General features: G+C 30.6%; 19 protein-coding genes and 1 other annotated feature. Of the genes, 16 read left to right on the top strand and 3 right to left on the bottom strand.

The features are described from left to right. Window positions 1-73: 73 nt before the first annotated feature. Both HKO22_RS05475 and HKO22_RS05470 read left to right on the top strand, forming a co-directional pair. Entirely contained in the window at window positions 74-1,030 is a 957-nt protein-coding gene (locus HKO22_RS05475; protein ID WP_169969117.1) for a threonine ammonia-lyase, read from the top strand. A 10-nt stretch (window positions 1,031-1,040) separates the two neighbouring features. Continuing rightward, on the top strand, window positions 1,041-2,222 hold the full coding sequence (locus tag HKO22_RS05470; RefSeq protein ID WP_169969115.1) for a pyridoxal phosphate-dependent aminotransferase: 1,182 nt from the start codon (window positions 1,041-1,043) through the stop codon (window positions 2,220-2,222). A gap of 197 nt (window positions 2,223-2,419) precedes the next feature. On the opposite strand, the gene HKO22_RS05465 is transcribed toward HKO22_RS05470, so the two are convergent. Next, window positions 2,420-4,135, bottom strand: coding sequence for a hypothetical protein (locus tag HKO22_RS05465; RefSeq protein ID WP_169969113.1), 1,716 nt, complete (start codon window positions 4,133-4,135; stop codon window positions 2,420-2,422). After that, window positions 4,125-5,036 carry an AAA family ATPase gene (locus HKO22_RS05460; protein ID WP_075660224.1) on the bottom strand — a complete coding sequence of 304 codons (912 nt, stop codon included), beginning with the start codon at window positions 5,034-5,036 and terminating at the stop codon, window positions 4,125-4,127. The genes HKO22_RS05465 and HKO22_RS05460 overlap by 11 nt, the downstream gene beginning before the upstream one ends. Window positions 5,037-5,147: 111 nt before the next feature. Here HKO22_RS05460 and HKO22_RS10990 point away from each other — a divergent pair, with 111 nt between their 5' ends. The 3 genes from HKO22_RS10990 to HKO22_RS05450 all read left to right on the top strand — a co-directional run bounded on the left by HKO22_RS10990 (window position 5,148) and on the right by HKO22_RS05450 (window position 9,936). Then, on the top strand, window positions 5,148-5,270 hold the full coding sequence (locus HKO22_RS10990) for a hypothetical protein (RefSeq protein WP_268875154.1): 123 nt from the start codon (window positions 5,148-5,150) through the stop codon (window positions 5,268-5,270). Between the two features lie 273 nt (window positions 5,271-5,543). Beyond that, window positions 5,544-5,706: a binding site (T-box leader), on the top strand. A gap of 38 nt (window positions 5,707-5,744) precedes the next feature. Then, a complete protein-coding gene (gene serS, locus HKO22_RS05455) occupies window positions 5,745-7,031 on the top strand; it encodes a serine--tRNA ligase (protein ID WP_075660225.1) in 1,287 nt (428 codons plus the stop codon). A 205-nt stretch (window positions 7,032-7,236) separates the two neighbouring features. Next, window positions 7,237-9,936 (top strand): calcium-translocating P-type ATPase, PMCA-type, encoded by a 2,700-nt coding sequence (locus HKO22_RS05450; protein WP_169969111.1) that lies wholly within the window; start codon window positions 7,237-7,239, stop codon window positions 9,934-9,936. Between the two features lie 393 nt (window positions 9,937-10,329). Here the strand turns inward: HKO22_RS05450 and HKO22_RS05445 are convergent, their stop codons facing one another. Continuing rightward, window positions 10,330-10,665 carry a hypothetical protein gene (locus HKO22_RS05445; protein ID WP_169969101.1) on the bottom strand — a complete coding sequence of 112 codons (336 nt, stop codon included), beginning with the start codon at window positions 10,663-10,665 and terminating at the stop codon, window positions 10,330-10,332. A 461-nt stretch (window positions 10,666-11,126) separates the two neighbouring features. Here HKO22_RS05445 and HKO22_RS05440 point away from each other — a divergent pair, with 461 nt between their 5' ends. The 11 genes from HKO22_RS05440 (at window position 11,127) to HKO22_RS05390 (ending at window position 20,504) form a co-directional block, all read left to right on the top strand. After that, the gene (locus tag HKO22_RS05440) at window positions 11,127-12,137 is read left to right on the top strand and encodes a CPBP family intramembrane glutamic endopeptidase (protein ID WP_169969099.1); all 1,011 of its coding nucleotides are present in this window, start codon (window positions 11,127-11,129) and stop codon (window positions 12,135-12,137) included. 114 nt (window positions 12,138-12,251) lie between these two features. After that, window positions 12,252-12,752 (top strand): hypothetical protein, encoded by a 501-nt coding sequence (locus HKO22_RS05435; protein WP_211660213.1) that lies wholly within the window; start codon window positions 12,252-12,254, stop codon window positions 12,750-12,752. Further along, the gene (locus HKO22_RS05430; RefSeq protein ID WP_268935711.1) at window positions 12,742-13,491 is read left to right on the top strand and encodes an amidohydrolase family protein; all 750 of its coding nucleotides are present in this window, start codon (window positions 12,742-12,744) and stop codon (window positions 13,489-13,491) included. The genes HKO22_RS05435 and HKO22_RS05430 overlap by 11 nt, the downstream gene beginning before the upstream one ends. Before the next feature lie 98 nt (window positions 13,492-13,589). Next, entirely contained in the window at window positions 13,590-14,282 is a 693-nt protein-coding gene (locus HKO22_RS05425; RefSeq protein WP_169969097.1) for an AzlC family ABC transporter permease, read from the top strand. Beyond that, window positions 14,275-14,580 (top strand): branched-chain amino acid transporter permease, encoded by a 306-nt coding sequence (locus HKO22_RS05420; RefSeq protein WP_075660231.1) that lies wholly within the window; start codon window positions 14,275-14,277, stop codon window positions 14,578-14,580. Before HKO22_RS05425 ends, HKO22_RS05420 begins: the two co-directional genes overlap by 8 nt. Before the next feature lie 120 nt (window positions 14,581-14,700). Next, complete coding sequence (locus tag HKO22_RS05415; RefSeq protein WP_075660232.1) at window positions 14,701-15,081, top strand: GntR family transcriptional regulator; 381 nt, start codon at window positions 14,701-14,703, stop codon at window positions 15,079-15,081. After that, window positions 15,078-15,917, top strand: a complete 840-nt coding sequence (locus tag HKO22_RS05410; protein WP_169969095.1) for an ABC transporter ATP-binding protein — start codon at window positions 15,078-15,080, stop codon at window positions 15,915-15,917. The genes HKO22_RS05415 and HKO22_RS05410 overlap by 4 nt, the downstream gene beginning before the upstream one ends. Next, window positions 15,914-16,534: an ABC-2 transporter permease gene (locus HKO22_RS05405; RefSeq protein ID WP_169969093.1), complete on the top strand. Its 621-nt coding sequence runs from the start codon at window positions 15,914-15,916 to the stop codon at window positions 16,532-16,534. The genes HKO22_RS05410 and HKO22_RS05405 overlap by 4 nt, the downstream gene beginning before the upstream one ends. After that, on the top strand, window positions 16,531-17,169 hold the full coding sequence (locus HKO22_RS05400) for an ABC-2 transporter permease (RefSeq protein ID WP_169969091.1): 639 nt from the start codon (window positions 16,531-16,533) through the stop codon (window positions 17,167-17,169). Before HKO22_RS05405 ends, HKO22_RS05400 begins: the two co-directional genes overlap by 4 nt. A gap of 144 nt (window positions 17,170-17,313) precedes the next feature. Continuing rightward, on the top strand, window positions 17,314-18,639 hold the full coding sequence (locus HKO22_RS05395) for an NCS2 family permease (RefSeq protein WP_075660236.1): 1,326 nt from the start codon (window positions 17,314-17,316) through the stop codon (window positions 18,637-18,639). 302 nt (window positions 18,640-18,941) lie between these two features. Further along, window positions 18,942-20,504 (top strand): S-layer homology domain-containing protein, encoded by a 1,563-nt coding sequence (locus tag HKO22_RS05390; RefSeq protein WP_169969089.1) that lies wholly within the window; start codon window positions 18,942-18,944, stop codon window positions 20,502-20,504. Window positions 20,505-20,509: the final 5 nt, after the last annotated feature.

Raw genomic sequence — 20,509 nt, 5'->3', positions numbered from 1 at the left:
TTACAAATTTACTGTAGAATATTATAATTTAATAAAGAGTATTGAATTTAAGGTGTTTTACAAAGGAGAAAAAATGGACTACAGAAATGGATATAAAGAAACTATTAAGGCGAGAGAGCGAATAAGAGATTATGTGTATGATACACCTCTTGTAAGGCTTGATTATATTTCTGAAATTTTAGGCACAAGTGTTTATGCAAAGTTAGAAAATATGCAAAGAACAAATTCTTTTAAAATCAGAGGTGCGTTAAATAAAATTAGGAAACTTTCGCATGAAGAGTTACAAAGGGGAGTTGTTACTGCTTCTAGTGGCAATCATGGTAAGGCAATAGCGACTTGTGCAAAGATGCTAGGGATTCCTGCAAAAATTGTTCTTCCAGATACTTCTACTGATATAAAGAGACAGATGATAAGAGATCTTGGTGCTGAAATTGTTATTTCAACTGTGGAAAAAAGATTTATTGTTGCAAAGGAAATTTCTGAAAGGGAAGGAATGACTTTTATTCATCCCTTTGATGATTTAGATGTTGCTGAAGGTCAAGGTACTATTGCTGTTGAAATTTTAAATAAAATGGATCACTTGAAGATGATCGTGCCTATTGGAGGCGGCGGACTTATTTCCGGAATAGCTATGTACACTAAGGGAGTAACTAGATGGGCAAAGGTAATTGGTGTCGAGCCAGAAAATGTAGCAAGATATACAAATTCTTTAAAGGAAGGGAAGCCAACTGAAGTTAATAGAGGCGAGACTCTCGCCGATGGATTGTTATCAGTTAAACCTGGAGAAAGTGTTTTTCCTATTGTAAGAGATTTGGTTGATGATGTTGTAACTTGTGAAGATAAAAGTATTAAAAAAGCTTTGGATTTGTTGTATAATAAAGAAAAATTAATTGTTGAGCCGTCTTCTGCTATTGGACTTGGAGCAATTTTAGAAGGGAAAATAAAATACGATGAAAGAGACAAATTAGTTTTAATCATCACAGGTGGCAATGTGGAAGGTAGCGTAATTGAAAAAATAATCAATTCTTAAGGAGGAAGCTATGAGGGATTTTATTTGTAGTAAATTTAGTAATGTAGAGCCATCTGGAATTAGAAAAATTAACGAAAAAACTCTTGAAATGGAAAGAGAAGGAAAAAAGATCTACCATTTTGAAGTTGGCAGACCTGATTTTGATACTCCAAAGGTTATAAAGGATGCAACTATAAAAAGCATTGAAAGGGGAGATGTTTTTTATACTTCAAATTTTGGAATTATGCCACTGAGAGAAGCTGTTGCTGAAAAATTAAGAGAGGATAATAATTTAGATTATTCTGCAAAGGAAATTCTAATAACGGCAGGTGCATCTGAAGCAATTTTTGACACTTATTCATTAATTTTAGAAGAAGGAGACGAAATCCTAATTCCAAATCCATGTTGGCCAAATTATGTAAATACGGCTCATATCATGAATGCAGTGCCAGTTAGATATAGTTTGTCAGAAGAAAATGATTTTCAAATTGATTTTGATGAGTTAGAAGAACTTGTTACAGAAAAAACTAAGGCAATTGTAATTATCACGCCATCAAATCCAATTGGATCTATGCTTTCAAAGGAAACTTTAGAAAATCTTGCTGATTTTGCAAAAAGGAAAGATATTTTAGTAATTTCTGATGAAATTTATGAAAAAATTGTCTACGGAACTAAGAAGCACTATTCTATAGCATCCTTTGATGAAATGAAAGAAAGAACTATTACTATTAATGGTTTTTCAAAAACATATTCTATGACTGGTTTTCGTCTTGCATATATTGCAGCACCAGAGGAATATATTAGAGTTTTAAATATTATTCACCAACACAATACATCTTGTGCAACATCCTTTGTGCAACATGCAGGTATCGTTGCTCTAAAAGAAGGGCAAGAAGGTGCACAAAAAATGTTGAAAGAATACAAGAGAAGGCGTGATTATATTGTTGAAAAAGTTAATTCAATAGATGGGCTTAGCTTAAATAATCCTGACGGGGCTTTTTATGCTTTTATTAACATCAAGGGAGTTGGAGTTAGTGCAGAAGAATTTTGCAAGTATTTACTTGACGAATTATGTGTTGCACTAGTTCCAGGTAATGTATTTGGAACAGCAGGAGAAGGCTTTGTAAGACTTTCCTATGCAAGTAGTTATGAAGACATTGTTGAAGGTCTAGATAGGATAGAAAAAGCTTGTAAACATTTTATGAATAAGTAGAAAGTTTTTGTCAATATAGAAAAATGGAAAAATTTTTTGTTATTATTTTAAATGTAATTATCTTTGGACTAATGTCAATTTTACTTTCTAGGATTGGTAGAGAGGGGAGTCTACTATTAAAATTGATTTATTCAATAATTTTAGTCATGGCAGGATTTAATATAGCAAATAAAATAGAGTAGGCATCATTATGAAGCCTACTCTATTTTATTTGCGTAAGTTTTTAAAAATATGCCAACGACTTTATGAAATCTTGCGATATTAGTAATATAAGCGTAGTCGTTGCCATAAATTTTTTTGATGTTTAAGCTCTCCGATTCTTCGCCAGTGAATACTCCAAAGGTATTTATGCCCATTAATCTTGTCAAGAGAACTTCCTTTGATGTGTCCATGACTGCTTCGTCATCTTTATAATTTTCGCCGGGAATTTTTGATGTACCCACAACTCCTATGTCAATTTCATCAAAGGGAAGCCCATCAGTTAAAATTATTAAAAATCTCCTTGAATCATAATTTTTTGAAATTAAATGTCGCATGAATTTTATTGCAAGGCCATCTCGGTTAGAGCCACTGGGTGAATACTTGAAGATGTTCATGTTTTTAGTTTGAGGGTCATTGTAATCTCTATATTTTTTTATGACGAGGTAATTGTAAAAATTATTATAAGAAAAAACTCTAGTTTTAATATTCAAGTTTGTTAGAGCTTCTGCAATAATGTAGCTTTCTGTTGCTACAATTTCTTTTCTTTTGTTTTGGGATGCAGAGGAGTCAAGCAGGATGTCGACAAAAATTTCGTTGGAATCCTTGTGATTTATTTTACTAAAAATCTTATACTCGTTAAGTGCCTTTGACTTCCAAATTTCAGAGGCAATAATGTTTCCTTCCTTTGATTTTACTGTTTCATCTTCAGATTCTCTCAGTAGAGAATTTTTTATTATGCTTGAAAGTTCACGAGCTGCACGTTGATTTTGGACTTTGTTGTCTTCGTAAAACTTTAAATTGTCTAGATAATTATTTTTTTCTTCTTTGGCAAAATAAGAATTTTTATTTTTAAATTCGCCACTGGGAAAATAAATTTTAATATCACTGTGAATGTCTGTTGCGATTTTTGAAGCAATTTTATCGGCAACATGCCTTTTTATTTTTTCTATGCCATAGTGTTTTTCTAGTGCTTCGTAAATATTTTGGTCGCCAAAATTATTTTTAAAATTGTCTTCTTTTACATTTATATCTCTGTAATCATCGTTAAAAAAAGTAAATTCAGCAGATTCAATATTGTATCTTTCTAGAAAAGTGTTGTCTACAAATTTTTTTCTATTGTAAGGGCGATTTTTATTTGATGAGGAGTTGGACTTTGCTTCCCTTTTAAAGTCCTCATAACTTTCGTCAATATCATGAGGAAGATTTTTATTAATGTGAAAATACTTTTCAAATAAATATTTTAAAAATTCTAAATATTGGAAGGTGTCTAAGCTTTTAAAAGCATAAATTTCATCTAGCATTTCTTCTAAAACTTTTTGAACCTTTGGGAATTTTCCTCTTTCTTTTCTAATGTATCCAATTTTTAACTCTGTTGTTAAAATTATTTTTTGTCTATTCAAGTGTTTTAAAATTTCTTCATCGTGAGATTTTTTGAAATCCAAAGTGCCAGGTCTTTCTAAAATCATTTCATGTGAAAAAATATTTTCAATAATTAGTTTTGAAATTTCCCATAAATCTTTTTTATTGTTTAAATTATTTATATATCTTTTGAAAAAGTCATCAATTGTATAAAAATAAAAATATTTCGACGCATAGCCAAGGATTGCAGCTTCGTAGGAGTCCTCTGGTTTTAGCGAGAATTTAAAAATATCGAAGTTATAAAGATCTGAAACAGTCCAAAATATATTTTTTAGTCTATTTTTATCCTTCAAATAAATCAGCTCTTTCAATATTTTTTATAAAGAGAGTGTCTATTACATCTGTAACGATTTCTCTCTCGTAGGAGTCAAAGGTTTTATCTACAATTCCAAGTTCAAGGGAATCTCTAATGCCTAATCCTTTATTCATAAGTTCAATGCTAGAAAGGAGTCCGCGAAGATCAATTGCCTTTGAAGAAATTTCTGAGTTAAGGGATTTCTCTTGCAAGTCCAAAAATAATTTTGTGAAAATTTTTATTGCATTTTTATTTAAATTTGTATTTTCTTTAAATAATTTTTCCAAATCGCTTTCTGCTATTGTTGGCATATCAATTACCAAAAACCTTGATACCAAGGCTTCGTTTAAATCACGAGTGCCAATGTAACCGTAATTCATTGTTGCTATAAATCTCGTTGCATCATTTAAGTTTAGTCTTCCATAACCAGAAACATCGATAACTCTCCTGTAATCAAGAGTTGAATGCACAACAGAGAGTGCTTCGTTTTTTGCCATATTTATTTCGTCAAATACTGCAAAGCCACCTTGTTCTGCGGCTTCGTAGACTGGTCCTTTTTTTAGGATAACTTCATTATTTTTAAAAGTATCAGAACCAATAAGACTTGAAGGGTCTGATGTAATGTTTAGAGAAATCGTCCAAAGAGGTCTCTTAAAAAGATAGGCAAGATTTTCTGCTAAAACATTTTTGCCCGTTGCCTTTGGTCCAGATAGAAGGATGTTATCGCCAGATAAAATTGCTGCGATTGCCTTCTCCCAAGTTTTTTTGCCATAATATTTATATTTAATTTTTGGAATTCTATATCTATATTCTTCATTTAATTCATGTTTTTCTATAAATTCATCCACTCCATTGAGTAGATCTTCTGAAACGCCTTGTGAAAGTAAAAACTTTCTCATTTCATCACCTCTAGCATATTATAACAAAAAGAAAAAATTTTATCTTAAATAATAATTTGTAAGAAATTGAAAAATTATTCTATGATATAATAAAATAAAAGGGGGATTATTATGGCTTGTGTGTCTAAATCTATAATAAGTTTAATAATAGGTTTTGGATTTTTTGTTGCAGTTTTTGTCCTTATAATATTGGCAATAATTGCCTTAATAAAATATATAAAAAACAATAGATGAACTAAAAATTAAATATATGACAATGGAAATGTTTTAATTTTACCATAACCTTTTATGATAATTAGTTGTTTTAAATATTTAATTTTACAAGGTTGTATGATATTGTAAATGTTAGGATTTATAACTAGGTTCAAAATATCAACGATTATTTTTATTTACAAAGAAATATTTTGATTAATAATCTTTTAACATAGTATTATTTAATTAGTTGACTTTACTTTACACGCTAAAGACTTGAACTTATTTTTCCTTGTGGTATAATATTAAAAACTAAAAAAGGCGATAATTGAGAATAGTAATTTTAAAAAGTTTTTTAGAGAGCAGGTGGTAGGTGCAAATCTGTAAACATTTAAAGTGAATCCACCTCATAGTCTATGAATTTTTAAGTGAACCATTTGGTTAATTAGGGTGGCAACGCGGGTCTCTCGTCCCTTTAGGGATTGAGGGGCTTTTTTTTATTTTAAGGGAGGATTTATGTTAGACATTAAATTTGTAAGAGAAAACCCAGAAGCAGTTAAGGAAAACATCAAAAAGAAATTCCAAGATGAGAAACTTCCACTAGTTGATGAAGTTATAAAAATCGACGAAGAACTTAGAGAAGCAAAAACTAAGGGAGACAATCTTCGTGCAGAAAAAAATCAAACTTCAAAAGAAATAGGAAGCTTTATACAAAAGGGTGAAAAGGATAAAGCCGAAGAAGCTAAAAAAAGAGTTGCTGAAATAAATAAAGAAATCACAGAATTAGAAGCAGCTGAAAGAGATCTTGGCGAAGAACTTAAAAAAAGGATGCAAATTATTCCACAAATGATTGATGATTCAGTGCCAATAGGAAAAGACGACAGTGAAAATGTGGAAATCGAAAGATTTGGTGAACCAGTTATACCGGATTACGAAGTACCCTATCATGTTGATATCATGGAAACCTTTGATGGAATTGATTTAGATTCAGCTAGAAATACATCAGGAGCAGGATTTTATTATTTAAAGGGCGATATTGCAAGACTTCACTCTGCAATTTTATCCTATGCAAGAGATTTTATGATTGATCGTGGATTTGAATATCACATTCCACCATTTATGATTCGTTCAGATGTTGTTACTGGTGTAATGAGTTTTGCTGAAATGGAAAATATGATGTATAAGATTGAAGGAGAAGACCTTTATCTAATTGGTACATCAGAACACTCAATGATTGGTAAATTTATTAATACAATTACTCCAGAAGAAGATATGCCCCTTGCATTAACTTCTTATTCTCCATGTTTTAGAAAAGAAGTTGGAGCTCATGGAATAGAAGAAAGAGGAGTTTATAGAATTCACCAATTTGAAAAGCAAGAGATGGTTGTAATTTGCAAGCCCGAAGATTCAAAGGATTGGTTTGTAAAATTATGGCAAAATACAGTGGACTTCTTCCGTTCATTAGAAATTCCTGTAAGAACTCTTGAATGTTGTTCTGGCGACTTGGCAGATTTAAAGGTAAAATCTCTTGACGTTGAAGCCTTCTCTCCAAGACAAAATAAATACTTTGAAGTTGGATCTTGTTCAAATCTTGGAGATGCACAAGCAAGAAGACTTAATATTAAACTTCGTGGTAAAAATGGAACATATCTTGCACATACTTTGAACAACACAGTTGTTGCACCGCCAAGAATGTTAATTGCCTTCTTAGAAAATCTTTTACAAGAAGATGGCAGTGTAAAAATTCCAAAACCACTTCAAATGTATATGGGCGGAAAGGAAAAGATTGTTCCAAAAAAATAATTTAAGAGAATATTTTTGGGTAATATTAACTTAGATTGTTTTAGGCAAAATAATTTGATATAATTTATTCACTTAGGGGAGTAACTTTTAAATTTTCAGTCGTCATTACGGCATTGCCCGGCTGGAAAGCTTAGTATTAAGTATGTGAGACCGATGTAACAATCGGTCTCTTTTTTTATTTTATATGAAATTATAAGGAGGAATTATGGAAAAAAATTGGTATAATCAGTCGCCAGATGAGACCTTGAAAAATCTCTCGACAACAAAAGAGAAGGGACTATCTCATGAAGAAGCTCAAAACAGATTGCAAGAGTATGGAGAAAATGCACTTGAGGCAGAAAAGAAAAAATCCTTTGGAGAAAAGCTAAAGGAGCAAATCCTAGACCCAATGATAATTATTTTAATTGCAGCAGCAATTGTATCTGTTTTTGTAGGAGAAGCCCTTGATGCTGGAATTATCATTGCAATTGTAATTGTAAATGCCTTTCTTTCAATTTATCAAGAGGGAAAAGCAGAAGAAGCCATTGAAGCACTACAAAAGATGTCTTCACCAAAGGCAAAGGTAATAAGAGATGGCGAAGATGAAGAAGTTGATTCAAATAAATTAGTTCCAGGAGATATTATTGTCCTTGAAACAGGAGATATTGTCCCAGCAGATTTAAGGCTAATTGAATCATCAAATTTAAAAATCGATGAATCATCACTTACGGGAGAATCCGTTGCTGTAGAAAAACATTATGACGCAGAATATAGTGGCAAAATGGAAATTGGTGATAGAGAAAACTTAGCTTACTCATCAACTATTGTAACTTATGGCAGGGGAATGGGAGTAGTTATTGAAACTGGACACAATACAGAGATTGGCAAGATTGCAACTTCAATTGCAACAGTAGGAGAAGAACAAACTCCGCTACAAAGAAAACTTGCAAAGCTTTCAAAAACTCTTGGAATTTTAGTAATAGTGATTTGTGCAGTTGTAATGGCTGTTGGACTTTTATATAAACACGATCCACTGGACATGTTTATGACAGCAATTTCACTTGCAGTGGCAGCTGTGCCTGAAGGCTTACCTGCCATAGTGACAATTGTACTTTCAATTGGTATGGGCAAGATGGCAGAAAAAAATGCAATTGTCAAAAAACTTTTGGCAGTTGAAACTCTTGGAACAACAACAGTAATTTGTTCCGACAAAACTGGCACTCTAACGCAAAATGAAATGACAGTTGTAAAAGTTTTTACCGATGAAAATGTTTATGATGTTTCAGGAACTGGTTATGTCCCAGAAGGAGATGTAACTAAAAAAGAAGAAGTAATTACAATAGACGATGATGAAAACTTAAAAATTTTATCATCAATTGCAGCTCTTACTAATGATGCAAAATTAAAGGTAAAGGACGGCGAAGCTTCCATTACAGGAGATCCAACTGAAGGTGCACTTCTTACTTTTGCAGAAAAAGCAGGAAATGGATTAGAAAATCTTTATAAAAAATTTGATAGGCTAGAGGAAATTCCCTTTGATTCTGATAGAAAAATGATGACAACTTTTCACGACAAAATTTTTGACGAAATTGCATCTTTCACAAAGGGTGCACCTGATGTAGTCTTAGATAGATGTAGTAAAATTTTAATTGGTGGAAAAGAAGTAGAACTAGACGAAAAACTTAAAAAAGAAGTTTTAGATAAAAATTCAGAATTTGCAAGGTCAGCTCTAAGATGTCTAGGTTATGCTTACAGAAAACACAAAACCCTTCCAAGTAAACTCACATCTGAAATTGTTGAAAAGGATATGGTCTTTGTTGGACTTACTGGAATGATAGACCCATCAAGGCCAGAAGTTAAGGATGCAATAAAAGAATGTAAAAGTGCGGGCATAAGACCAATTATGATAACAGGCGATTATCTTGAAACAGGTCTTGCAATTGCCAAGGACCTTGGTATTGCAAAATCAGATGATGAAGCAATAATGGGCAGAGAATTAAATGAAATGTCTGAAACAGAACTTCGAGAAATAGTAAAGAAAAAATCTGTCTTTACGAGAGTTTCTCCAGAAAATAAAGTTCAAATAGTAACGGCATTGAAAGAAAATGGACATATAACAGCTATGACAGGTGATGGCGTAAATGACGCACCAGCAATTAAAAAGGCAGATATTGGCATTGCAATGGGAATTACGGGGACAGATGTCGCTAAAAACACAGCAGAAGTAATTTTGACAGATGACAATTTCGCAACTATTGTAAATGCAGTTGAAGAAGGAAGAATTATTTATTCCAATATAAAAAAATTTGTAGCATATTTACTTTCGTGTAACTTGGGAGAAGTTTTAATAGTTTTGATTTCTATTTTGATGAACTTGCCAGTTCCACTTATTCCAATTCAACTTCTTTGGCTTAATCTTGTAACAGACTCTTTCCCAGCTCTAGCTCTTGGAGTTGAAAAGGGAGAAGCCGATATAATGAAGGAAAAACCGCGCGACCCTGACGAACCAATCCTCGACACAGAAATAAAAATAACAGTCGCAATTCAATCGATTGCAATAACAGTTGCAACGCTTCTTGCATATTTTATTGGCTTAAAATGGTATGGAATGGGTGAAGGACTTCACCACGCAAGGACGATGGCATTTTCCACACTAATAATTTGTGAACTTCTTAGATCCTATACGGCAAGATCAATCGACAAAACTGTTTTTGAAATTGGAGTATTTACAAATAAAAAATTAGTAATGGCAACAGTATTTTCTTTCTTATTGATGCTAGTAGTAATCTATGTACCAGTGTTAAACGATGCCTTTGGACTAATGGATTTAGGACCAAGAGAAATTGCAGTAGTACTTGGCTCAGCAGTAATACCACTTTTAGCAGGAGAAATCCAAAAGAAAGTAAGATTTAAAAAAGATAAATAAATTATCATTAAATAAAGTTTATAATGAAAAGCCGACAGTGAATTTAAGAGGTCAACTTAAAATTTTGTCGGCTTTTTTATTTTATTTTTTAATTTTTTGAAAGATAAATATACAAAAATTAAAAATAAGTGAAAATATAGAAACACTTAAAAAAGATTTAGAAGTGCTAATTATATTAATTCCTAAAAAATAATTTGAATTTTTAAACTTAGATATAATTAAAAAAATAATAGAAAAAATAATAGAAAAAATAAACATTTTGGTAAGATTTTTTACTACTAGAAAAATACCTCCATTTATGTCTATTTTAGTATAAAATTTTTTTATGTTTTTTTCTAAGATTATATCTAGTCTTTTATATAATGTCATTAGATTTTCCTTTCTACTAACAATTTAGTAGGTTTTAAAAGAACGAGTTGTATCACTTAATACTTCACCATCAGTATTTGTTAAACGCATACGATACAATTCCCATCTTGAATTTAACTGCCTTTTACCAGTTATTTTAGAAGTTTTGTATTGTCTTCTTTCAGATTTCCAAAATTCTACGGTTCCAGCTTCTCCAACATTATTAATTTTTCCAAGTATTGTCATTGTAAATCCTGGAACTAGACCACCAATACCAACAAAGCCTGAAACAATTGAATAAATAAAATTTTGATTTGAAGCCTCTCTTTGGCTTATTTTTCGACTTCCTTGATAAACCCAAGGAATCTTCTTCGGTTTCATAGAAAAAAGGATTATTCATGGGTTTAGCATTATCTTTAAAGTAAAATGTATTTACTTTATTATAATCACGAATACTTTCGTTTTCCAACTTATTAGTTATTGCGAAAGTATTAGCTGTCAATAATGTTGTAAACACTAAAGTTGAAGCTATTAATTTAATTTGTTTTTTCATAGTAAACTCCTAAAATAAAAAACATTATAAATATAAAAAGTATAATTGTGAGTGTAGCTACATTTCACGCCTTATAGATATCATAAAACCTAGAAAAAGTCAATATATAAATTAATTAAATTGGCACAATAATTATAATTATTACTTTTTGTTAACAAGTGTAAAGAAACAAGGGAAAAAATTCATATATTACAAATTATTTTTATAAAGCTATTGACAAAATAAATACACGAGGTTAAAGTGTAGATATAAAACATATACACTTTAGATAAAGGAGTTTGAGAAATTTATGAAAAAAGATTTAAAAATTTATATTTGTGTATCATTTATTCTTCCATATATAATGGGCTTGGCAATTTATTACTGCAAATTGAACAATATAAATACAAATATTTATCCGCTATTTCAAATGTTTATGCCCTTTCTTGGTGTAATTGCCTTATTACACAGTGAAGATAAAAGTATTTTAAAAAATTCTGCCATTAAAATTTACATAATTACAAGTTTTATTTTATTTGCATTTTCAATAATAAATATTTTTTATTCTAATTTTGCTACAAGCTTTTCAGATTTTGTAATCTTGATATCTGCGATCCCAATGATTATAGGTATTTCAACTATGGATAAAAATCTTAAAAGAAAATTATCTTTAGACAATCCAAATAAAAAAACAACATTGTTAATTTGTCTAGTTTTTATAATTATTTATTTGCTAAGATTATTTTTGGGATGTATATTACAGGGAGAAACAAGAGAGATAATAAAAATTTTAAACATTAAAAGTGTAAAATTGCTTGTTTCAATTTTTATTTTTTCTTTTTTTAATATCATGCCTTTTATAGGAGAAGAATATGGTTGGAGGGCATATCTAGCACCAAGACTAAAAGAAATTTATGGATACAAGAAATCTATTTTGCTCACAGGCTTTATTTGGGGTATATGGCATTTACCACTTAATCTTTTCTACTATTCCGATGGACAGTTAGCATCGCAGATTTATTCAATACTTGGACAAATTGTATTTTGTACATTTTTTGGAATATTTTTAACTTATGCCTATAATAGGACAAAATCTATTTGGGCTCCTGTTATGCTACACTACTTAAACAACAATTTGGCATTATTATTTACTACAGATATTTCCAAGGATATTTTTTCGGGACAACATTATGATTTAAAAGGATTTTTATTTACAACTTTAAGCTCAATTATATTTTTTGGAGTCTTTATATTTTTTAATCATGTTAAAGATGAAAGCCTTTGGGAAAAATCTGTATTTGAAAACATAAAAGAAGAATAATTTTTAGACTTTTTTACTTAAATAACAATTGAACTAAATTAAAATAGTTTTAGCATAGAAAAATGTATAATAAATTTAGGGGTTAATTATTGAATTATGAAAGGAAAGATAATTATGAAAAAGAGAGATTTAACAAAGTTTAAAACTCCACATACATATGCAATTATATTTTTCGTGGTAGTTTTATCTTGGATTCTTACTTTTTTAATTCCTGCTGGTAAGTTTTCAACTCATGAAGTTGAATATGAAAATGCAAAGGGAGAAATTAGTTCAAGAACTGTACTGCAAACTGAAACATTTAGATACATGCATCCATTAGACAAAAAATTTTTATCTGAAAATTTAAGTAAGTTATTTGAAGATAAAGAAGCTCTAGAAGAACATGAAATTGACGAAGATGGTTTTGCTCTACTGTTACAAGAGCCAGCAGATTCTTGGACGGTAGAAAGTTTAGCTGAAGTTGGACTAACAGATGATACTTTATATGAAATTTATGGAGAAAGTTTCTATGACACTTCAGTTAAATTAAATAAAACTGCAACTGTATGGGGTACAGAGGACTTTAATGGTTTTGGTTTTCTAAACTTTTTATTTGAAGGATATAATGTCAATTGATAAGATAATAGGAGCAGGAGAAATTGCACTTTCAGATCACAGATCATCACAACCAACTTTCGAAGAATTTATTAGACTTGCTGCAAATGTGAGAGTGGCTGGCATGCTTTCAGGAAAAGCTGGAATAATAAATATCCACATGGGAGATGGAAAGAAAAACTTAGATTATTTAAATAGAGCAGTAGATGAAACTGAACTTCCAATTACACAATTTTTGCCAACACATTGTGGCAGAAATAAGGAGCTTTTTGAAGAAAGTATAAAGTACATGAAACGCGGTGGATATTGTGACTTTACTGGAACGGATGACCCTGATTTGTGGGAAAGAGAGTATGGAGAAGTTAGAATATCGAAGGCAATTAAGAGAATAATCGAAGAAAAAATATCCATAGATAATTTCACATTTACATCTGATGGACAGGGAAGCTTTCCGATGTTTAACGAAAAAAATGAATATATTGGACTTGGCATGGGAAAATCAAGCTGTCTTTTAGAAGCAATAAAAGAATGTGTATTTAAAGAAGACATACCACTTGAAATTGCACTTCGAGGAATAACATCAAATCCTGCAAGGATTTTAGCACTAAATAATAAGGGAAATATAAAAAAAGGATTTGATGCTGATATTAATTTGCTTGACGAAGAAACATTAGATATTGATACAGTAATTGCAAAGGGTAGGATTATGTTAAGAGATAAATTGCCCATAGTATTTGGAACCTTTGAAGAAAATAAATAAATAAATAAATTTAGAAAACCTCGATTGCTCTCGGGGTTTTATATTTATATTATTTTTTAAATATGTTATAATTCTAAAAAACTTTAAGGGGTGAAAAGATGATTAAAAATTTAAAAAAGACCTTTCCCTATACTATTCCAATATTTATTTCTTTTTTATTTATAGGAATTTCTTTTGGGATATTCACTTCATCAAAGGGATATGCACCATGGGTTGCTCCACTTACTTCTGTTGTGATTTTCTCAGGATCAATTCAATTTGTTGTAGTTGAGGCAATGTATGCAGGTATGAATTTACTTTCTTTTGTTTTAATTGTTGCAATGATGAATATTAGACATTTCTTTTATGCACTTACTTGCCTTATAAAGTTTAGAGGTATGAGCGAAGGAAAGAGAATTTATTCAAATTATGCTCTTTGTGATGAAGCTTATTCAATGATAATGGGCGTGCCTGTACCCGATGACATGAAAGAAGAAGATTTTTATTTTTCCATAATAATTTTACTTCAAGCATACTGGTTTTTGGCTACGACACTTGGAGGAGTCCTAGGAAATTTTGTAAAGACAGAAATTCTAGGAATAGATTTTATACTTACGGCTTTATTTTTAGTAATATATTTAAGTCAATGGAATCAAACGACTGACCACTTTCCTGCTATTATTGGAGTTGTGGCTTCGGTATTTTCATTAATTATCTTTGGAGAAAATTTTATTCTCCCCGCAATGATTATAATCCTAATTTTTTTATACATTGACTTTAAGAAAAGAGGGGGAGGAAATAAAAATGCTTAAATATATTTTTATCGCAGGTTTAATAACTGTGATGGCTAGATTTCTTCCTGGAATAATTTTTAGAAAGAAAAAATTAACAACCTTTATTGAATATCTTGGAGAAAAGCTTCCCTATGCATTAATGGGACTTCTCCTCGTATTTTGTATTAGAAAAGTTAATTTTTTAAACCCAACAGAAGTAATACCTGTTGCAACATCCTTTGCAGTGATAATTTTAAGTTTTAAATTTATTAAAAACTTTTTCTTGTCCATTGCACTGGGAACAGCAGTGTATATGGGATTTTTATATTTAATTTAGTTTAAAAACTGTCCTAATGGGCAGTTATTTTTTTACAATTTTTATTGACAAAGATATTTATAAGATATATACTGTAAATATAAAATATATACAGCAGATATTAAGAAATTCGGTGATGATATGAAAATAATTATTTCAAATGACAGTGGTCTTCCAATTTATGAGCAAATAAAAAATCAAATCAAGGCGCAAATTGTATCGGGAGATTTACATGCTGATGCACCTCTTCCAGGGATGAGAACTCTTGCCAGCGATTTAAAGGTTTCTGTTATAACTACAAAACGTGCTTACAACGACTTGGAGCAAGAGGGCTATATTTATTCTATGCCAGGGAAGGGTTCCTTTGTAAAAAAATTAAATGAAGAAGTTGTAAGAGAAAATGCCATGGCTGAAATTGAAAAACATTTTACTGATGCCATGACTATTGCAAAAGTTGCAGGAATAAGTTTAGATGAGTTACAAGAAATTTTAAAGACCTTAAATGAGGTGGACATATTATGAAAAGTATAGAGATAAAAAATTTAAAAAAAGATTTTAAGGATTTTGAACTAAATATTGACAGTTTGGACATACCAGAGGGTGCCGTTATTGGACTTATTGGCGAAAATGGTGCAGGCAAAACAACTCTTTTAAAATGTATTTTAGATTTATATCAATATGATGGCGATATAAAAGTTTTTGGAGAAAAGATCCACAAGGAATCTTTTGAAAAAATTGGGGCAGTTTTGTCAAATTCTTTTTTCAACGAAAGCTTCAAAGTAAAAGATGTTCTTGATATTTTAAAAGTTGCCTACAAAAATTTTGATGAAGAGATGTTTTATGACTGTGCAGATAAATTTAAGATGCCAAGGAATAAAAAATTAAGTGAACTTTCTACAGGTAACTTGATGAAGTTAAAAATAATTTCTGCAATTTGTCACAAGCCAGAATTATTAATTTTAGACGAGCCAACTTCTGGGCTTGATCCAGTTATTCGCGATGAAATTATTGGATTTTTATTCGACTACATGAAAGATGACGACAGGACAATTTTATTTTCTTCTCATATCTTGTCTGACATAGAAAAAATTGCCGACTATATAATTTACATTCACGATGGAAGAGTAATCTTATACGATGAGAAGGATAGCCTTATAGAAAAGTATGGAATCTTAAAAACTTCTGAAGAAAATTTAGAAAAATACGGCGATTTTATTTTAAAGACGAGGAAAAATAAATATTCCACAGAAGCTCTCATAAAAAATGTTGAAGTCTTTAAAGAATTTTATCCAAATGAAGTTGTTGATAAAGTAAGTGTGGAGGACATAATGATATTTTTATCAAGAGGTGGACAATGAAAACAGTTTTATACAATGATTTTAAAGTTATAAAAAAGATTGCACTCCCCATGACAATTTTTGTTGGAGCTATACAGGCAATAGGTTTCTTTTTTACTGGAGAAGTCTTCAACAGATTCTTTATTCAGTGGGCATTTACTATGATATTTATCATGAGAACTCAAATTATCTTTGGGGATAAATTTAATGATTTTGAAAAATTTATTACTATGCCAGTTTCCATAGAAGACTATTCTATCGCTAAAATAATAAAAAATTTTGTAATATTTTTTATTACCTCTATTATTTTTTGGGTTGGATTAATTATTAGCAATCAAGAAGTCAAAGTATCAATTTTAAATATATACCTAAATATATTTATTGCTTTAGACTTTTTGAGTCTAAGTTTAAGTCATATTTTATACGCAAAACTCCAAAAAGGAATTGTGATTTTATTTTACGGCCTATTAGTAATAGGATTTGGCATAGCTACCGCAATGGGATACGGAGCTTATTATGATTATTTAATAGATTACAAATCAATATTTATAATTGCTTCTGTAATAATTTTCGTCTTATCCCTATGGGCAGATTATAAATACTCAACAAAAAACATTAGAGAGGGGCAAATAATATGAAAATACTTTTATTAAATGATTTTAAAATTAGAAAAAAGTTTATTATTGTTTATTTCATATTTATAGGAATAATTTTTGCTTTAAAAAGTCTTGGACTTTTCTCAGAGGAATTTTCTTTCTTTGCAGACAAAGCCTTTGCAGTATTATTTATGTCAGCCCTCCTAATTCACTATGTCTTATATATAATATCCAGCGAAGGAATGATAGTGGACAAGAGCAAGCCTTACCTTTTGACACTTGGTGCATCAAGGAGAGACCTAATAAATGTAAAATTTCTAAAGGTTCTTATTATTTTTATAATAGATTCAATATTAGTTTTTTACATCATGCAAGAGGTTGAAATAAATGGCATGGACTTTAACCTAGGATTTTTTATTGTGCTATTTTTAATGGCCTATTACCTTATAAGTATTCCAATCTATCTTTACTTTGGACAAACAAGTGGTGTGGGAACAATGTTTACATCATCGCCTGCGCTTCTTCCTATATTAGATAAGTTTGGAAAAGATCCAACAGGATTTTTTATTGGAATAATTAAAGGAAGCAGCAACTTAGTCTTATCCTTATCTTTAATTATTTTCATTATAATAATTTATGCCGCAGCTAGAATAATAGCGGAGAAAAAAGATTTTTAAATATTAATAGACTCAAAGGACTTTTGATTTCAAGAGTCCTTTTTAATTTCAAAATTTATAAAATAAAAAGTTTACCATCTTTGTGCCATTTAATCTAATTTGTGATAGAATAAAAACTGAATTTATTAAGGAGGAAAAAGAAAAATGGAAACAAATTCAAGTTTTTTAGAAAAGACTTTTTCTCTTACTGAGAGAAAGACAAATGTCAAGACAGAGTTTTTGGCAGGACTTACAACTTTTATGACCATGTCCTATATATTAGTTGTAAATCCAAATATGTTATCGGAAACTGGAATGGACAAGGGTGGAGTTTTCACTGCGACTATTTTATCGTCAATTATTGCAATGCTCTTTATGGGATTATTTGCAAACTTGCCCTTTGCACTTTCAGCAGGAATGGGACTTAATGCTTTCTTTACTTACACAGTAGTTTTAAGCATGGGTCACGATTGGTCTTACGCACTTACTGCGGTATTTTTGGAAGGTATTATCTTCATAATCATGAGTTTATTTAATGTTCGTGAAGCAATATTTACATCAATACCAATGTCATTAAAGAATGCAGTGTCAGTTGGTATAGGGCTTTTTATAACTTTAGTTGGCTTAATATCTTCAGGAATTATTGTAAATAACGATGCAACATTAATTTCACTTGGAGAAATTGCATCAAGACCTTCAGTTGTATTTATAGTTTCCCTAATGGTTATGGCATTTTTGACAGCTAAAAATGTCAAGGGAGCACTTTTATATGGAATAGTAACGGGAACAATTCTTGCACTTATTTTAGGAGTTACTCATCTTCCAGGAGGATTACTATTCTCACTTCCACCATCAATATCAAGTGTTGCCTTTAAACTTCACTGGGGAGATTTATTTACCTTTGATATGTTCTCTATAATGTTTACATTTTTATTCGTAGACTTATTTGATACAGTGGGAACTTTAACGGGAGTTGCGACAAAGGCAGGATTAATAGACGAAGAAGGAAATTTGCCAGGAGTTGGTCGTGCCCTTTTATCTGATGCCATAGGTACAGTTGTGGGAGCACTTCTTGGAACAAGTACAGTTACAACTTTTGTTGAATCTGCATCAGGAGTAGCAGACGGTGGTAGAACTGGGCTTACATCTCTATCATGTGCTTTCTTTTTCCTATTATCCCTATTTCTATTCCCAATCTTTTCAATAGTACCAGCACAAGCGACATCTGCAGCTCTTGTAATGGTTGGACTTTTTATGATTAGCCCAATTAATCAAATAAAATTAGATGATTACACAGAATCTGTGCCAGCATTTTTGACAATGGTTACAATGCCCTTTGCTTACTCAATTGCAGAAGGAATTTCTGTTGGGATGATTTCTTATGTAATTTTAAAAGTAGCAACAGGTCGTGGAAAAGAAGTATCACCTGTAATGTATATCTTGGCAATTATATTTACGTTAAGATATTTAAGACCAATTTTGCCATTTTAATGAGGAAAGGGACTTTAGTGTTTTAGATGCTAAAGTCTTTTTTACTTGATAAAATATTTTAAAGTATTGTTTAGCTGTAAAAGAGAGAATTTTAAGACAATTTTTTATAATATAAAGAGCCAAGGAAAACCCTTAGCTTTTTATATTATAGGTGTTATTTCAAAAAATCTGCAAAATAATTAAATTTAAATATTAATAAACTATATTGCAATAATAAATATCTTCTAATTTATCCATTTATGTTAAAATATTTGTAGTTATTTTAAATAAACTGATATAATAAATATATTAAGGGGGATTTTATGAAAAAAATGCTTTTATACATAGTTATGACCTTTATACTTTTTGTAAATGTTTTTGCAGCCGAAGACATTCAAGTTGTATTGGAGCAACCTGCAGTTTCTGAGGCGAAGAGTGGAGATACTTTTAAGTATAATTTAATTGTAAATTTGCCAAAAAATTATAAGGAAAAATATTCTTCCTTCTCTGTTACACTTTTATTTGACAGTGCAATTGAAGTTAAAAGTACAAAACTTTTAGATGAAGAAGAGTCAAAGGGTAAACTAGATATTAGAGAAACCTCTATAAAGGGGAAAAATCAAAATATTGTAACTATAAATGCAAATGACCTATCAGTTATAAAGGGATATAAATTAAATCTTGAAATTATCACAAAGATAAAAAAGGATATAGGATCAAGTTCAAATTTAAAAAATTCCTTTGTTCTAAGTTATGTGGACAAGGGTGGAGAAACTAAGAGCGATCAAAAAAATTTAGAGTCGTCAACAAAGACGCAAAATGGAACTCTTTCAATAAAGGATGTATATCAAGATTCAAGCGAAATTGTTGGAAATACTGAAAAAAATGCAAGTGTTAGAGTTGCCATAGACAAAAAAGTTGTTGCTAATGTTAATTCTGATGAGAAGGGAAATTTCAAAGTAGAAAATTTAGACTTAAAAGAGGGTTCTTTAATTAGAATAGTTGCTGAAACTAAGGATAAAGAAGCAAGCTTGGATTACATCGTTAAGCCTAAAGTTGAGTCTAAAAAATCAACCGAGCTTGTAACTGAAAATAATGAAGAAAAAGATTTATATAGTACAATAAAAACTCTTGAAAAATTAACTGACTATGTAGATTTTGCAAAAAATCTTTCCACTGCAAAGGCAAGCAATCAAAATGAAAAGAGAATTCGTGCGGCAATTGCATCAGCTGAATATGTAGTTGTAAAAAGTGAAGTTTCTACAGAAGAAATCAATAAATCTTTAGAAGAGTTGCAAAAATCAATCGAGGTTATTAGGCTTCCCTATATGGCAGGTATCTCTAAGGATAAATTTGCCCCTAACGAAAAAATAACAAGAGCTGAGGCTGCTTCAGTTTTAAAAAGAATAATTGACGACAAGGCAATTGCCAATGACACAAGCTCTTTTAAAGATGTAGAAGAAGGCACATGGTATTACGACAATATAGTTTTTGTTGAAAAGGAAGGTTTAATTTCTGGATATTCTGATGGAACTTTTAGACCAAAGGAGGCAATGACTAGAGCACAATTTGCAAGTATGATGGCAAATTATTTGAAATTAGAAGAAGGAAATAATCCAATATCCTTTAAAGATGTAAAGGAAGGTTTCTGGGCAAGTAAAGCTATAAATACTCTATCAAGTCATGGCATAATGGTTGGAAAATCAAAAAATGAATTTAAACCAAATGATAAAATAACAAGGGCAGAAGCTGCTACAATTTTTAACAAAGTTTTAGACAGAAAGGTAAATAAATCTTTCTTAGATAAATATTCAAAGAACACATTTAAAGATCTTAATAGAGATCATTGGGCTTATTACCAAGTTATAGAAATTACAGCAAAATAGAAAGG

The sequence above is a fragment of the Peptoniphilus faecalis genome, from assembly GCF_012976305.1.
In the GTDB taxonomy this organism is placed as follows: Bacteria; Bacillota; Clostridia; order Tissierellales; family Peptoniphilaceae; genus Peptoniphilus_A; species Peptoniphilus_A faecalis.
Note: the sequence above shows the minus strand (reverse complement) of the source record. Positions and strands in the feature narration are given on the sequence as shown.